This window comes from Rickettsiales endosymbiont of Peranema trichophorum (genome assembly GCF_004210275.1).
Taxonomy (GTDB): domain Bacteria; phylum Pseudomonadota; class Alphaproteobacteria; order Rickettsiales; family Midichloriaceae; genus RICK02.
Map to the genome: position 1 here is coordinate 1 of NZ_SCFA01000073.1, position 15,537 is coordinate 15,537.

Sequence of the window (15,537 nt, forward strand, 5' to 3'; positions counted from 1 at the left end):
AGTCCAACTATTTTGACAGGTTCATGCCCTTGCTCTTTTAGTAAAGCAGAGATGAATCCCTCTATGATGTCATAGTTACCCTTGTCTCTTAGCAAGTACTTTATGGCAAAATCAAAGCTTATCAGCTTGCCTCTGTAGCTTTCTATATCACTTGGTATGTGCTCGTATTGTTTCTCTTCTGTTGTCTCCATTCTAAACCTACCAGTTTATGGGCTTTTACAGATATTGTAGTATACTTTTGGAAGACTGTCATTAGGGATTTTTGGTATGGTTAGTACATACTTCCAACACCCCCCTAAGCACAATAAATCGTCTACGGTGTTTCCTGGCCTCCAGAGGCCAACATATCAGCGCGCACTTCTTTTCAGAAAATGTGTCAAGTTACTGGGGAAATTTTCATTAGCTACTACTGCCATATCGATATGCATGACCAGTAAAAATCTCCATACACCAATAATACGCCTCCCCTAAAACCCAAGACGCTCCATCCCATACTGCAAACGCCCTCCCAGCCTCACCTTAATCAATGCAAATCGCTTTTGCTCCTTTGAAAAATCTTGACAACAAGCTCCGTACACTCTATCAACTCCCACGGGCTTTATCTTCTCATCAAAAATTAAGTACACTATACTCCTTTAAAACTGTTGTGCATAACCACCGCGACAAATTAACACTATTTGATACAACAAAAATATGGACAAAACACTAACAAGAGGACAAAAGGAAACCATTCTATTATTAGGCATCGGAACCTTCTTGGAGTACTTCGACCTTATGCTGTATGTACATATGGCAGTCCTATTAAATGAGCTGTTTTTTCCTCGTACCGATCCCTTGGTCGCACAATTATTGGGAGCATTCACACTCTGCTCTACCTTCCTTCTAAGACCCGTGGGAGGATTGTTAATAGGATGGATAGGCGATCAAGTAGGCAGAAGATCTACTATCATCATAACAACCAGCTTGATGGCTATATCCTGCATCGTAATGGCTAGTATCGGTACATATGCCGAAATCGGTATCACAGCAACAGCCGTCGTCATCTTGTGCAGAATGGTACAGGGCATATCATCTTTGGGTGAGGTAATCGGAGCAAGGCTGTACCTAACAGAAATGATAAACAATCTCAGCTCACGGTACCTCTGGAATGGTGTTATCGAAACAATCACCAGAGCTGGTGGACTATGTGCATTAGTAGTATCATCTTTGGCAGTGAGTGTACATCTGAATTGGCGCATAGCATTTTGGATGGGAGCAGTCATAGCAGTGTGCGGAGTGTTTGCAAGAATGCGGCTCAGAGAGACTCCAGAGTTTGTAGATTTTAAACGCAGAATGAAAATAAAAATGGCAATACAGGAGAACCCTAATGATACAATGGAAAAGTCACCTGTGTTTAAAGAAACTGTGGATTATAAAATGGTACTTGCATACTGCTTGATAAGATTCATAGGCCCTGGCTGTTTTTGCATATCCTTCATACACATGGGCGAGCTCATGAAGCAGTCGCTTGGAATGACCCCACAGCAGGTGATCAACCAAAACATGATAGTTAGCCTACTCACTGTTCTTGGAATGCTCGCTACCCTCACATTCGTTAAACGGTGGCATCCTATCAAAATAGCAGAAAAATATTTGCTATTGTTTATCCTCCTCTTGCCATTTATACCACTATGGTTAAATCATATAAACAGTCGGAGCTCTCTAACCCTCTTACAGTTTTTAATGTACCTGCCAGTGCTACCACTATTCGGTCCAGAAACCGTCTGCTTTAAGTACTTCCCAGTCGCAAAAAGGTTTACAGTACTAGCTACAACCTTTGGAGTGTCCGCAGCGATCGCATATACATCAGTGTCTTTCAGCCTGATAGGTTTAACCAAATACATAGGTCACTACGCAGTCGTTGTAGTTTATATCCCAATGATTTTAGGCTTTTTGTGGAGTTTGTGGTACATCAAACAACAAGAAAAGGGATCAGGTAGGTATGATAACTACCCCACTCCACACGAACAATTGGACACAGGTTTATACAACGTGAATATGGAATTTGAAAACAGCGAAGACTATAAAGAGTACGCAGTCAAGTGCGATTCCAGTGATAGGCTACTCAAGAAATTAGTCCTGACCATGAAAGAAACAGGAAAAAGCCTCAACATACAACTGATAGAGAAAGCTATCGTTTTTGCTAAAAAATGGCATTCAGGTCAGCTCAGAAAAACAGGGGAACCATTTTACACCCATCCACTCATGGTAGCAGAACTAACCGCAGATTATGTAGTCAAAACGGATATAATAATTGCAGCAATATTACACGACGTTGTGGAAGACAGTACCTGCACCTTAGAGTTGATCCAAAGAGAGTTTAACGAACGTATATCAGAAATAGTCTACAGATTGACAAGAGTAAGATACGAAGGTGGCAAGAAACACAAGATCAGTGTTCAAGAATCGTTAAAGAACATGTATGAAGCCAGAGACACAGAAGCACTCCTCATCAAGCAGCTAGACAGGCTCCACAACATGTACACTGTAGATTGCCACAATGAAGAAAAAGCAAAGGCATTAAAGCTGGAGACAAGAAACCATTTTATGATGTTAGTAAACTATGTTACCGATAAACTTAACATCGGGAAAACGTTCAGGTTAGAAGCAAAGTTCAACGTGCTGTGTTAACACACCCCACAACATAGTCCTTTCCCATAAAATATTTTGTAACATAATCGACATATTTCTTTACAAAAGACTCCATGCGTTATATTCCTCCACAATATGTTTGTCTAAAGTATTAGTCAATAAAATATGCTCGGAAAAATAGGGATTTTGGACCTGTGCGTTATAGGCTTCTATTTCGTCAGCTGTCTGGTGGTTGCACTTTGGAGATCCAAAAAAATCAACAACATTAGAGAGTATACCCTAGGAACTGGTAAAATTGGCACCTGCATTCTCGTGTGTACAATATTCGCTACAGATATTGGCGCAGGAGCAACAATGGGCGTAGCCTCAAAAATCTACTCCATGGGGCTGTTTTTTGTCATAGTATCACTTTTCTCCCCACTGTTTTGGCTGTCAATCTCTATTATCTTCTCCGATGTATCGCAGTTCAAAGGATGTATATCCATAAGCGATATAATGTACGAGTTATACGGTGAAACCGGAAGATGGGCAACTAATTTCTGTTCTGTAGTTTTATCCATATGTACTGTGGGTGTCCAAGCAATTGCAGTAGGTTTGATGCTACACTACTTTTTGGACATAGATAAAGTACTTGGAGCAGTATTAGGAATTGGAGTGCTTACCGTTTACTCTGCACTAGGTGGCATTAGGGCAGTAACACTAACAGATGCTCTCCAATTCGCAATATTCTACGTCACAATACCATTAACCTGCTTTTGGGCGTTGAATGATATGGGCGGAATTTCTGAAGTTTGGAAAAAACTGCCAGAGAGTCATACCACATTAGATCTAAGCGGACACAATTTGTACCTCTTCATTAGTATGATCATATTTATGATCATACCAGAGACCAGTGGTACATACATGCAGAGATTCTTAATGTCAGGCGATCCTGTACAGATAAGGAAAGCTGTGAAAATTGTGTTATTCCTATCTTTCCCTATAGTTATCACTATGTGCCTGATTGGATTAATGATGGCAACTCAACAAACCGGCCTCTATGGAGATTCCGTGTTCATTACATTTGTTGATAATCACCTTGCATACGGAGTCAAAGGACTGATGATAGCCGCAATGGTAGCAGTCATCATGTCTACAGCAGATTCCTGGCTCAATACAACATCTGTACTGCTCGCACACGACATATGCAAAAGGATGTTTCCAACAATGAAGGATAAAACAGAGCTGTTAATAGCGAGAATCGCAACATTGCTAATGGGGACTTTGGCGATCGTTACAGTATGGATGGATCAAGACATTTTAGACATCATATGGACAGTCAACAACTTCTGGGATCCATTGGTTTTAGTGCCCGTTGCTGCTGGCTTTTTAAAATTTAGAACGACTCATATCTCATACATATCTGGAGCCTGCATAGGTATAGCATTTACAGGTTATGCAGCGTACTTAGATCAACAGTTTGACACAATAAGTTGTGTAGCAGGGCTTGTAGGAAGCGGAGTTGGCTTGTTTGGTGCACACTACATACAGCTTCTAATCGGAGTAAAAATGCCTCGTCGCGATGCAATGCTTAAACAAATAGCAGAAGAACAAAAATTCCAAGCCAAAAAACCTAATATTCTATTCCGTCTAATCTCCTCAGCATCACAACTCTCCCCATCCAAAATCCTGGATTCTACCACACACCGTACCAAACGCTTCAAATCACAATTTGAACTCTCAAGCCTCGGTTTGATGCTTTGCTGCGCCCTACCACTCATTATGGACACATCCCTCACTTTGATCAGTCAGGGCTCATACCTAATCCCTCTCTACATACTCTACATCATGCTCGGCCTTCTGATATGCCTTCGAGAGTATTGGTTGCAAGTATTGCGTGAACATTTCCTATCACTGTCTTGGTATCTTTTAACCTTCGTTGCACTCCCTCTTTCCTCCATTACCATACTCCTCATATCCGGTGGCACCATGTTCTGGGCCCTCCATTACGTGATGTGTATGTTCCTAATGTCCGTGTTTCTTGATTATGCCTCATTTTTGTTTTTAAATCTCCTTGCTTTCCTCGTCGCAATCCCACTCTCATTCGTCTTACCTCCAATCGCCCCATGGCCTCCTTTGTCCTTCCCTTCCGTTCCAATATTTGCTATACCAGCCGTCGCTTTCCTGATCTTTTCTTACTTTAAACACCTTCAGGAAATATCTATGGGCGAACAGCAAATATTAACCGCAAAACTAGCACATGAACTTCGTAACCCAATCTTCTCTATACAGTCAGGCCTTGAATTACTCAGCATCGTCATTAATAACATTAGAGAGAAAAAATGTAAGGATACTGAAAAAGATTTTGACCAGCTCCAGGATATTACCAATAACATGTACGATGTCCTAAAAAGAGGCAGCAATACTCTCGATATGTTCCTCTCAAAAGCTCGTGGAGAAAAACCAAGCGACATCGGCATACACTCAATCAGAGCTTGTATCTTGGACGTTTTGGAAAATTATAAGTTTAACCCAGACGCACTTGATAGAATAGAAATTATCACAACAAATGACTTTCAGTTCTCAGGCTCCCGTTTTCTCGTCAAGCACGTCTTTTTAAACATACTCAACAATAGCCTAAGATACGCAGGACAAGATATACCGATAGAAATCAGTATCACAAACTATAAGGTCCGTATCAAAGACTACGGCAAGGGAATTCCAAAAGAACAACTGCCTTATATCTTTGATACTCTCTACACCCAAGAAAGAGACGGAACAGGACTAGGTCTCGCTTACTGTAAAGAGATCATGGAATGCCTAGGCGGTTCAATACATTGCAGCTCTGAAGTCGGTCAATACACAATATTTGTTCTTTCGTTCCCTCCTCTTTCCATCAATGTTGTCTAAAAAGACAATATTGCCACATCAGTGGGAGTTGTAGGCCTGACAGTACTGAAGCAGTCCACTGCGACCGATCACTTCCTAGTAGCGAGGAAATGCATCTAATAGGAATGAAGCGAAGAACGTACATTAAACTGTCGAACTATCTGATTTAGTAGCAGTGTCAGGAAAGACAAATGGATGCCAGTTTTTGCGGGCATGACAAAAGAGGGGAGCGGGCATGAGAAAAAAGGGAGCGGGAGCGACACACGAAGATACCGGAATGGCAAAAGGAGAGAGAGTGCCAAAAGAAGGGAGCGGCGATGACAAAGGAGAGGTGCATAGAGCAACAAAAGAGGAGAGTGAGCATGACAAAAGAGGGAATGGGAGCGATACAGGAAGATGCCGGAATGGCAAAAGGAGAGAGAATGGCAAAACCACATACCATAGCGCTATGTAGCTTATAGATGCACTCTACAATTGGTTAATGCAAATTCCTATTTTCACGATTATTGTATTGCACAACCGATGTTAAAGCCTTATACAGTACTAATACGTAAATTAAATAAATAACAACAATAATGCCTATCGAAATACTGATGCCCGCTTTATCCCCTACTATGACCCAGGGACATCTTGTGAAGTGGTTAAAAAAAGAAGGTGACCATGTACGCCCTGGAGATGTGATCGCAGAAATCGAAACAGATAAGGCGATCATGGAAGTCGAATCCGTCGATGAAGGAATCCTTGCAAAAATTATAGTCGAAGCCCCAACCCAAAACGTGAAAGTAAATCAGATCATCGCTCTACTGCTTGAAGAAGGTGAAGAACAAGCTAATATCATAGATTTCACCACTAAAGCAGTATCACCAACAATACCGTCAGTAATAGACACCACAAATACTGACACAAAGATTGTAAGGTCACATGAAGTAGACGATGTCCTTCCACCGCAAATCTATGCAAGTCCACTTGCTAAGAAAGTAGCCGCACTCGAAGGAATCGATTTAAAGTCACTCAAGGGCTCAGGGCCACATGGTAGAATAATTCAGGCAGACGTACTGGAGGCTAAAACAAATTTGTCAAGCAGCCCTTCAAAAGAGCTCCTGCAACCTAAGTCACAGCCTCTCTCTCAGATGCGCAGAGTCATATCACAACGACTCACTGAATCTAAACAAACCGTCCCACACTTTTACCTAGACGTGGATTGCAACTTAAGGAACCTCTTAGCGCTTAAGGATCAAATAAATTCATCTATAAAGCCCGTGGAAGGACAGCCTCACCACAAAATTTCTATCAACGACATCATCATTAAGTGCGCCGCTATGGCATTAAAGGCTTTTCCAGAAGTCAATGCATCTTTTGGAGGAGACGTAATCACATACAACACCACAGTTGATGTCGCAGTCGCTGTAAGCCTAGAGGAAGGCCTTATTACACCAATCATCAAAAATGCAGATCAAAAGTCACTGTCATCCCTGTCTAATGAAGTAAAGGAATTAGCCCGTAAAGCAAGAAGTGGTTCATTAAGAGCCGATGAGTTTCAAGGTGGCAGCTTTACAGTCACAAACCTCGGTATGTTTGGAATTAAAAACTTTCATGCTATCATTAACCTTCCACAGTCAGCGATCTTGGCAACTGGAGCTGCAGAGGAAAGGGTAATAGCAACTAAAGGACAAATAGATATTGCACACATCATGTCTGTGTCGCTTTCTTGTGATCACAGAATAGTAGATGGCGTTCTAGCAGCACGCTTTCTGTGTAAATTTAAAGAATTTGTAGAAAATCCCGCTTTAATGCTAACATAAGTTTAACACAGATTTAGACAAATATTGCTACACCTTATGACAAACCCGCCTCTTGACCATCAGTATGATATCGCTATCCTGGGCTCAGGTCCAGGAGGCTACGTTGCCGCCATCAGAGCCGCTCAGCTTGGTTTCAAAACAGTTGTTGTCGAGAAAGAAGCACTGGGAGGTACATGTCTCAATTGGGGCTGTATCCCTACTAAGGCGCTGCTAAAATCATCAGAAGTCCATCATTGCATACAAAATGCATCAGATTTCGGTATATCCGTCCAAAAAGTGTCAATTGATGTACAACAGATGGTAAAAAGAACAAGAGATGTCATAGCAAAGTTCAATACTGGCATAGCGCATCTGCTTGACAAGCACAATGTCAAGATCATAAAGGGGTATGGCAAAATTAACCCTGCCAAAAACATCACAGTCGCAACACAAGAAGGGGATGTTGAAGTTTGCTCAAAGCATCTCATAATTGCGACCGGTGCAACTTCAAGGATCATGAAAGGCATAGAGCCAGATGGCAATCTCATTTGGAGCTATAAGGAGGCCATGATACCAGACAAGCTCCCTAAATCTATTGCAATAATGGGAAGTGGAGCAATAGGAGTAGAGTTTGCAAGCTTCTATAGCATGCTTGGTGTAGATGTCACGATCATAGAGATGCAAAATAGAATTCTTGTCAACGAGGATGCTGAAATCGCTGCACTTGCACGTCAAGCACTGAACGCACGTGGTGTCAAGGTCATGACAGACACTGGCTTGAAATATGTTGAAAAACGTAAAGAGGGGCTTGATATATTTTGCGATACACCTAGTGGTGCCGTCACAATCAAAGCGGATCGATTAATTTCTGCAGTAGGTGTAGTGCCAAACATAGAACACATAGGATTAGAGCATACCAATGTAGTGGTAGAACGTGGTTGCATCAAAACAAACAAATACCTACAGACCGCAGAACAGAAGATATATGCGATAGGGGACGTCACATCCCCACCATGGTTGGCCCACAAGGCAAGTTATGATGCTGTGCTTTGTATTGAGAGTATCGCAGGTATAACACGCCCGCGCGTGATTAAACCGAGAAGCATTCCACGTGCTATATATTGCCACCCTCAAATTGCCAGTATAGGTCTGACAGAAGAGCAGGCTAGAGTAGAACATAAAGAGATTAAAATCGGCAAGGCATACCTTTCAGGAAATGGTAAAGCAGTTGCAATAGGAGAGCCGGAAGGCTTAGTAAAACTGATTTTTGCAGAAGATACAGGAGAGCTGGTGGGAGCACATATGATTGGAGCAGAAACAAGCGAAATGATACAGGGTCTGTCGCTAGTCATCAATATGGAAGGAACTGAATTGGATATTATAAATACGGTATTCCCTCATCCTACGATCTCAGAAGCGATACATGAGGCAGCTCTCAACGCATACGGAAAAGGTATACATCAATAACTTGTCGCTTAAATTTCCTCAAAGCTTAAATTTCCTCAAAGTGTGCGGATAAAGATGCCTGAGTCATCCTTTCCTTCTCAGCCGCACTGTACTCCCTCTGGAAATTTCCATTTTTCAATAACACCAGCCTGTTACCATATGCGATAGCATGACCCATGTTGTGCGTGATCATTATGCATGTTCGCTGTTGATCAGTGATCACTTTATGCATGAGCTCCATTATCATTTGACTCATGCCAGGATCAAGAGCAGCGTTCACTTCGTCAAGTAACAGTATTTTGCTGTCTACAAGCAAGGCCATTATTAAACTTAATGCTTGCCTTTGTCCTCCTGATAAGTTGCCTACGGTTTCGTCCATGCGCTCCTCCAATCCCATATTTAAAACACTTAGCTTGTCTTTGAAAAATTGCCTTCTACTTGCGCTGTAAAAAGGATATAACCCACGTCCCTGCCCCCTTTTAAAAGCAAAAGCCATGTTTTCAAATATCGTCATGTTTTCAATAGTACCAACTCTCGGATCTTGCATAACGCTTGATACAAGTGCGCTCCTCTGTATTTGAGGCATACACGTCATGTCTTGCCTATTTATCAGAACTCTCCCTTTATCTGGCTTGATCAGCCCAGAGATCACCTTAAGCATCGTTGATTTGCCCGACCCGTTGGACCCTATGACGACCACAAAGTCTCCGGTGTCTACTTTTAGATTTAGTTCCTTTAAAATTGGACGCTCCAACTTTGTTCCTTTGCCCAAAGTTACATCGATGTTATCAAGAACCAGCACGCACCCTCCTTGGCATATACATTATAGCTACAACCATGATTCCTGTTACAAGATTTAGATCCTGTGTCTGCAATCCCAGTACATCACTATGCAGACAGAGACTAATCACTATTCTATACAAAATGGAACCAGCAATGCAGCTTACAACTCCCACAAAAACACCGCGATATACAAATAACCTCTCTCCTATCATTACAGAAGCTAAACCTACGATGACTGTACCAACGCCCCCTCCAACATCTGCAAAGCATTGATGTTGCGCAAACAAGGCGCCCCCAAGAGCAATCAACCCATTGCTTAAGGCAAGGCCTAGTATAATCATCTTCTTTACGCTGATGCCAGAATGATGCGCAAGTAGTCTATTTTGTCCCATACTTCTCAGAGCCAACCCAAAATCCGTATACAGTATGTAGGTCACACCTATACAAATAACAGTGGCGAGAAGTAATAGCGCTTGTACACTATCTGTGTCCGTAAATATCGTTTTAAAATCGAGAAGCGAAATGTTTGGAGTACCACCCATAACGTGAATATTGACAGAGTACAACATAAAGCTAACTAAAATTCCAGCCAACAAGTCCGTTACTCTGCAGTAGCTATAGAGTACTCCACTGACGCTTCCAGCAATTCCACCAGCAAACATTGCGATAACAAGGGTAAAAAATGGAGGATATCCATAAACGATCAAAACGCTTGTTACAGCTCCACCCAATGCAAAGCTTCCATCGCATGTGAGATCTGGGAAGTCAATAACTCGAAACGTCAAGTAAATACCAATGGCGATGATACCGTATATCAATCCAATCTCCAAGCTCATAGCTATTTCACTGACGCTCATCACCGCCTCTGATGATCTTCACTGCATTGCCCCTTAGATCGTCTGGTATTTGAATGCCCATCATCACAGCTACATCTTCGTTTAAATACAGCTCCACACCATCTGGAGATTGGACCGGAATGTGGCCTAACTCTCCTCCTTTCAAAATATCGACGATCAACTCTGCTGTTTGTAATCCTATCTTATATTGATTTGGTCCTAAAGCAGCTAGCGCACCATTCGCTACAGCATCTGTATCACTTACATATACCGGCTTTTTGTGTGCGTTTGCTATTTTAATGATACCACCCAAAGCAGAGAGAGCCGTGTTGTCATTGCTTATAAAAATCGCGTCCACGTGTTTTATTAGCTTCATTGTTGACTGTGGTATATCAGATGTCTTGTTTGCAGCCTGTGGTACTACTACCAAATTAAACTGCGGAGACAAAATCTGTAGAGACTTCAACAAACTGGTCGAATTTAACTCGCTAGGATTGTATATAAATCCCAATTTTCGTAAGTTAGGCTGAAGTCGCTTAAATAGCTCAAGCTGCGGTTCTAATGGTACGAAATTAGATACACCAGCAGTACTCCGCCCCGGTCTGCTCATACTATCAACAAGCCCAGATTTTAGTGGATCTGTAATTGAGCTAAATACTAACTTGATCTTCCCATCCCTTGCGTACTTTCCAAAACTTTGCGCAGACACTGTGCCAAGCGCTACAACAAGATCAGGCTCTTGACTCACAAACTTAGTAGCGATCTGTGATGCAAGAACAGAACTACCCTGCGCAGACTCTCTACGCAATAGCAAATTTTTATTCATCTCGTAACCATGTTGGTTCAAACCATCTACAATCCCCTTAACAGTCATATCAAGAGCTGGGTGTTGAACAAACTGTGTGACGAAGATTCTTGTGACTCTAGAAGCTCCAATTTCATTTGCTTCACAAGACACAGAAAAAATAAATGTCAATAATAGTCCTAAAATTCTAATCATTCCTTTCTTTCACACTCTTCTTATTTACTTTCCCCAGTAGAGTAATATAACCGCTGTATGGTTCATCTTTTAAAAATCTAGCCACTCTGGATATCGTTGTAAGACTCGCACCAGTCATTTGATGAATTTGACGGTATGAAAATTCACCACCATTCAAGAGCTTACACACCCTCCATCTTTCAGCAAGGCTATTAAGTTCTTGTGGCGTACATAGATCTTTTAAAAAATTGAATGCCTCATCCCTTGTCTCCAATAATAACAAGGCTTCACATAATTCATACACGCTCTTGTAGCTTTCGGTGCTCATAACTGATGTTTAACTTGTGCTAGTGTATCATCATACTAGCACAATATACTTTGGGGTCAATACTTTTGATGCCGGAAAGTTTGATCAGATTTCTACAATCAATCTTCCGTCAAATTTTGCACTTCAATGAATTAATTGAAATGAAAAGAATTCGCGCAAAAGTTGTCTGTGAAGTTGTTCGCAAAGGCAAAGGGACTCCCGCTTTTGCCGGGAAGGACAAAAGGAAGAGCGGGAAGGACAAAAGGGGAGCAGAAACGACAAAAGAGAGGTGCGGGAAAATGATACCAAGTTTCAGATTAAATATGAGAATTGGTATCACGCAATTACAGTATCTATTATTCCGTTATTCTTTGATCCTCTACCAATTGCAAAAATTGCTTCTGACGCCTCGTGTTCATCGCACTAAGACAATATTGCCTGATCTCTTCGTCTATAAAGGCACTTGGATTATCCTCAGCCATCGTCAAAACAAAATCTATGTTTGTTTCCGTAAACTTCTTAAGTACGTGCCAGTTCTGCTTGGCTTTTGTACTCTCCACAATCGATTCAAAACATATAGCTAAAGCTTTGTTGTGGTAATCCTTCCCGTATTGCTTCAACGCCTCCATACGCGTACCTAAAAGGTACTGAGCCGCACCATCCAGACCTTCCCATACACCTATCTCCGCAGCTTTTTTGATCAATTCAATAAGCGGCTTCATGTACTTCATTACTACATCATGCAGCTCTCTTTGATCCTCTAAGTGATATCTCTTGGTATTTCTGTCGCGCATTATAAAACCCCCTTTATTTTGTTATTTAGTACAAATTACATAAATAACATCATAAATATCTGTTCTACAAAAAGGCAACATGAATTATTACAAAGATGTTAATTAAAAACTTAGCTGCCTGTATATACATTAAAACCTCAGGCCGCTAAGTTTTTGACGTAACTATGATGCCATGCTCACAAATACAGGCTCCAAGTTTGACTCATTGGTTTGCTCTATACCACAAGTTTCCTCTATACCGATATATATCGTCTGTACTCTGCAAACATCAGCACCGTCCTTAAAATGTGTATAAACATCAATCGCACCTCTAGAATATTGCTCTAACCAAATATTCACTGTAGCGATACTTCCCATTGTCAAGCCAGCTATGAAATTGCCATATATATCATGTGCCCCCCCAGAACCATCAACCATCTTGACCAAGTACGATGTAATACCATCAGATGTCTCTACTACTGTCACTTTAGCAAGAGGACCATAAAAAGAGCTGTTATTGTAGTATTCATACAAAAAGTTATTGATTGCACCTACTCCACCAGGATGCATAAACTTCTTGATGATAGCACCAACCCCATTCTGCACATCTACAGCACCATTCACCACAGCATTCTGCACATCTACAGCACCATTCACCACAGCATTCTGAGTACCAACAAATAAACCAGTCACCGCTCGATCTACCATTTTATTTGATGTATACTTCACAAAACCCGCAGGAGCACCACATACAAATGCACGCCCTATATCCCCTATACTGTCCTTAAGAGATTGGCCCCAGTATTGATTGCAAATCCCTCTATAAGTGTATACTGCCGTAGCTATAGCTGTTTTTGCAATAGCCCCTGTTATCAACGCACTAGGGACAATTGGCCCCCCCATTGGAGTCAATAAGAACACCAGTGGTATCACTATATTAGTTGGCAGATCCAGGCGGAGCGCATCACTCGCGCTAGGAATCAAGTGTTTATTAAAAAAGTATGATATGCCAGATTCACTCGCTTCTGGTTCTATCGTATTAAAATTTGAAGTACTAAAATCACTATCGTTCATTTTTATTACCTTTATATAGTTTATACGTTGAAAATATTGAGAAATAACCCACTGGCATGCAAAAACATCGCAAGTCCTTGCAGTTCCATCAGGTTGTTTTCTGTGATTTAAGATTTGATGTGATAATTATCTGATACAGCCACGCCAAGGCTAATGCCATGTCGACTTAGTCCGTGCATATGGACGTGCAAAAATGCTCACATACCTGAGTGCCTGGATTGCTAAAAACTGTAAGCAATTATTGAGCATTTTTAGTTATCAAAAAAAATAAACACGCCATAAATTATACAGTATTAATAGCTTTGTGACAACTAATGGAGTGGAATGAATAGAAAATTTAATATTATCGCAATAATCTGCAGAATCAATGTAATACCAAATTTCAGATTAAATCAGGCAAATGGATTTGAGGATGAGCCTGCGTAAGCGTATTGAAATACATGCGCAGAGCCGAGTTTCACAAAATCCGTTTTGAATCATTAGACCTCTTGCATAACTCATAAATGAGTGAGGAATAGGTAATTTTGGGATCATATAAATGAAGTGAATGTCAGCCGTCGCCTCGTTCCGGTCTATAACGAGCTGAATGTCAATAGTAGATGTTGTATGGGGCGAGCGACGGAAATTGAATCCGCGACCTCAAGGACCACAATCTTGCGCTCTAACCAACTGAGCTACGCCCGCCATCATGATAAGACCTTTTGGGTCTACACGTGAACTAGAATATATGTAATACAAAAAAAATCAAATCATATTCTCAACCAGCCCATGTTAATTTCCTTCGCCTTCACACGTCCACCAATAAACATTGGCCCCTCAACTTCTAATATCTGCCAATGATCTGTTAAATATGCTTGATCCCTTCCTTACAATAAACATATCCAGTGATTAAAGTCAGAATCGCAGCAATCCATAACATCCCCTGCCCAAAAATGTTAATGTAAGGAATATGAAATACATCCTCGCCTAATAACAAAATAATAATAGCAGCCATTTGAGCAGCCGTCTTAATCTTGGCAAGGCTACTGACAGGTATTAAAATCCGTATCTCCGCTAAGTGCTCACGTAAACCAGAGACCAGTATCTCTCTACATAAAATCGCTATACTCGGTATCACAGGAGCCTTTTGAAAGTGTACAAGCATCATCAGCGTAGATGCTATCAGCAACTTGTCAGCAATTGGATCCAACATCCTGCCCAACTCCGACTGCGTCGACATTCTTCTCGCTATGTACCCATCAAAAAAATCCGTGATACTTGCAAAAACAAATATCGCCACCGCTACATAGCTAGACAACTCCCCCTTGAGATAAAAAGAAAATATCAGGGTCGGTATCAGCAATATACGAAATAATGTCAACAAATTTGGTATCTTGTTCATTTCCATTCTATGTATCTGCGATTCACTCACATACCCTTACCAATCCCAAAAAGATCTTGATACAGGATTTCCGGTTTGACATAACATTTTAAAATATTGAGGCAAGTTGGTGGAAGGGGTAGGATTTGAACCTACGAACGCTCGCGCGGGCAGATTTACAGTCTGCTGCCATTGACCACTCGGCCACCCTTCCAATATACAAACCAAACATAACCAAAAATTTAAGACCTATCCCCAGGTTTTTGTTTTATTTGGTGTAGTTTAACTAAGCTTTTTAGCTCCTATGTTGTCTATACCGAATTTGTTGATCTTGCAACTTTTAATTTGCTAGCAACGCCTGTTTTTAGTAATTAAAAACACTCCAACTAAGTCCACTTTTACGTCAAAAATTCGTACAATAGACCTCTTGCATAACTCATAAATGAGTGAGGAATTTTTAGGAAAAATGCAGGTGAGCACCGCAGCATATCCTATATATGTGAGGAGCGCAGACAAATTCTGACGACAAAATAACCACTCAGAATGAGTTAGGCAAGAGGTCTAATAATTACAATTGATTTAAAAGCTTATATCCCATATTGTCCAGTCGTTACTTTTCCTGTAATACTCAATTTCAAAAATAATCACAGAAAAAACTTGAAATAATGATAAAATCACATGATGTCAGCAGCTAAGCAA

14 protein-coding genes and 2 tRNA genes are annotated in these 15,537 nt (G+C 41.1%); 5 read left to right on the forward strand and 11 right to left on the reverse strand.

Annotated elements, in window-relative coordinates; all coding sequences use genetic code 11:
* Both EDM53_RS03650 and EDM53_RS06200 read right to left on the reverse strand, forming a co-directional pair.
* Nucleotides 1–191, reverse strand: a 191-nt coding sequence (locus tag EDM53_RS03650) for a hypothetical protein (RefSeq protein ID WP_130122323.1), incomplete at its 3' end; no start/stop codon positions are given.
* 276 nt (nucleotides 192–467) lie between these two features.
* Nucleotides 468–626: a hypothetical protein gene (locus tag EDM53_RS06200; RefSeq protein ID WP_165379623.1), complete on the reverse strand. Its 159-nt coding sequence runs from the start codon at nucleotides 624–626 to the stop codon at nucleotides 468–470.
* 67 nt (nucleotides 627–693) lie between these two features.
* Between EDM53_RS06200 and EDM53_RS03655 the strand changes: the two genes are divergently transcribed.
* The 5 genes from EDM53_RS03655 (at nucleotide 694) to lpdA (ending at nucleotide 8,747) form a co-directional block, all read left to right on the forward strand.
* On the forward strand, nucleotides 694–2,670 hold the full coding sequence (locus EDM53_RS03655; RefSeq protein WP_130122324.1) for an MFS transporter: 1,977 nt from the start codon (nucleotides 694–696) through the stop codon (nucleotides 2,668–2,670).
* Nucleotides 2,671–2,796: 126 nt separating this feature from the next.
* Nucleotides 2,797–5,520 carry a sodium:solute symporter family transporter gene (locus EDM53_RS03660; protein WP_130122325.1) on the forward strand — a complete coding sequence of 908 codons (2,724 nt, stop codon included), beginning with the start codon at nucleotides 2,797–2,799 and terminating at the stop codon, nucleotides 5,518–5,520.
* A gap of 214 nt (nucleotides 5,521–5,734) precedes the next feature.
* Nucleotides 5,735–5,953 carry a hypothetical protein gene (locus tag EDM53_RS03665; RefSeq protein ID WP_130122326.1) on the forward strand — a complete coding sequence of 73 codons (219 nt, stop codon included), beginning with the start codon at nucleotides 5,735–5,737 and terminating at the stop codon, nucleotides 5,951–5,953.
* 121 nt (nucleotides 5,954–6,074) lie between these two features.
* Complete coding sequence (locus EDM53_RS03670; RefSeq protein ID WP_130122327.1) at nucleotides 6,075–7,301, forward strand: pyruvate dehydrogenase complex dihydrolipoamide acetyltransferase; 1,227 nt, start codon at nucleotides 6,075–6,077, stop codon at nucleotides 7,299–7,301.
* 36 nt (nucleotides 7,302–7,337) lie between these two features.
* Complete coding sequence (lpdA, locus tag EDM53_RS03675) at nucleotides 7,338–8,747, forward strand: dihydrolipoyl dehydrogenase (protein ID WP_130122328.1); 1,410 nt, start codon at nucleotides 7,338–7,340, stop codon at nucleotides 8,745–8,747.
* Nucleotides 8,748–8,772: 25 nt separating this feature from the next.
* Here the strand turns inward: lpdA and EDM53_RS03680 are convergent, their stop codons facing one another.
* From EDM53_RS03680 to EDM53_RS03720, 9 genes are all read right to left on the reverse strand, one after another.
* The gene (locus EDM53_RS03680) at nucleotides 8,773–9,528 is read right to left on the reverse strand and encodes an ABC transporter ATP-binding protein (protein ID WP_130122329.1); all 756 of its coding nucleotides are present in this window, start codon (nucleotides 9,526–9,528) and stop codon (nucleotides 8,773–8,775) included.
* The gene (locus EDM53_RS03685; RefSeq protein ID WP_207215466.1) at nucleotides 9,515–10,366 is read right to left on the reverse strand and encodes an ABC transporter permease; all 852 of its coding nucleotides are present in this window, start codon (nucleotides 10,364–10,366) and stop codon (nucleotides 9,515–9,517) included. The genes EDM53_RS03680 and EDM53_RS03685 overlap by 14 nt, the downstream gene beginning before the upstream one ends.
* Nucleotides 10,353–11,303: an ABC transporter substrate-binding protein gene (locus EDM53_RS03690; RefSeq protein WP_207215467.1), complete on the reverse strand. Its 951-nt coding sequence runs from the start codon at nucleotides 11,301–11,303 to the stop codon at nucleotides 10,353–10,355. The genes EDM53_RS03685 and EDM53_RS03690 overlap by 14 nt, the downstream gene beginning before the upstream one ends.
* A 34-nt stretch (nucleotides 11,304–11,337) precedes the next feature.
* Nucleotides 11,338–11,652: a YerC/YecD family TrpR-related protein gene (locus EDM53_RS03695; RefSeq protein ID WP_130122332.1), complete on the reverse strand. Its 315-nt coding sequence runs from the start codon at nucleotides 11,650–11,652 to the stop codon at nucleotides 11,338–11,340.
* Between the two features lie 335 nt (nucleotides 11,653–11,987).
* The gene (locus tag EDM53_RS03700; RefSeq protein WP_130122333.1) at nucleotides 11,988–12,425 is read right to left on the reverse strand and encodes a hypothetical protein; all 438 of its coding nucleotides are present in this window, start codon (nucleotides 12,423–12,425) and stop codon (nucleotides 11,988–11,990) included.
* 162 nt (nucleotides 12,426–12,587) lie between these two features.
* Entirely contained in the window at nucleotides 12,588–13,478 is an 891-nt protein-coding gene (locus EDM53_RS03705; protein ID WP_130122334.1) for a hypothetical protein, read from the reverse strand.
* Between the two features lie 607 nt (nucleotides 13,479–14,085).
* Nucleotides 14,086–14,162 (reverse strand) — tRNA-His (locus tag EDM53_RS03710).
* 160 nt (nucleotides 14,163–14,322) lie between these two features.
* Nucleotides 14,323–14,865, reverse strand: coding sequence for a CDP-diacylglycerol--glycerol-3-phosphate 3-phosphatidyltransferase (gene pgsA / locus EDM53_RS03715; protein ID WP_130122345.1), 543 nt, complete (start codon nucleotides 14,863–14,865; stop codon nucleotides 14,323–14,325).
* A gap of 101 nt (nucleotides 14,866–14,966) precedes the next feature.
* Nucleotides 14,967–15,052: transfer RNA gene (locus tag EDM53_RS03720), tRNA-Tyr, on the reverse strand.
* Nucleotides 15,053–15,537 lie beyond the last annotated feature (485 nt).

What these genes read in the sequence shown, in the direction of transcription:
- EDM53_RS03700 (WP_130122333.1), bottom strand. Translation starts at nt 12,425, where the DNA reads ATGCGCGACAGAAATACCAAGAGATATCACTTAGAGGATCAAAGAGAG.
- EDM53_RS03705 (WP_130122334.1), bottom strand. Translation starts at nt 13,478, where the DNA reads ATGAACGATAGTGATTTTAGTACTTCAAATTTTAATACGATAGAACCA.
- EDM53_RS03685 (WP_207215466.1), bottom strand. Translation starts at nt 10,366, where the DNA reads ATGAGCGTCAGTGAAATAGCTATGAGCTTGGAGATTGGATTGATATAC.
- pgsA (WP_130122345.1), bottom strand. Translation starts at nt 14,865, where the DNA reads ATGGAAATGAACAAGATACCAAATTTGTTGACATTATTTCGTATATTG.
- EDM53_RS03665 (WP_130122326.1), top strand. Translation starts at nt 5,735, where the DNA reads ATGAGAAAAAAGGGAGCGGGAGCGACACACGAAGATACCGGAATGGCA.
- lpdA (WP_130122328.1), top strand. Translation starts at nt 7,338, where the DNA reads ATGACAAACCCGCCTCTTGACCATCAGTATGATATCGCTATCCTGGGC.
- EDM53_RS03670 (WP_130122327.1), top strand. Translation starts at nt 6,075, where the DNA reads ATGCCTATCGAAATACTGATGCCCGCTTTATCCCCTACTATGACCCAG.
- EDM53_RS03660 (WP_130122325.1), top strand. Translation starts at nt 2,797, where the DNA reads ATGCTCGGAAAAATAGGGATTTTGGACCTGTGCGTTATAGGCTTCTAT.
- EDM53_RS03655 (WP_130122324.1), top strand. Translation starts at nt 694, where the DNA reads ATGGACAAAACACTAACAAGAGGACAAAAGGAAACCATTCTATTATTA.
- EDM53_RS03695 (WP_130122332.1), bottom strand. Translation starts at nt 11,652, where the DNA reads ATGAGCACCGAAAGCTACAAGAGCGTGTATGAATTATGTGAAGCCTTG.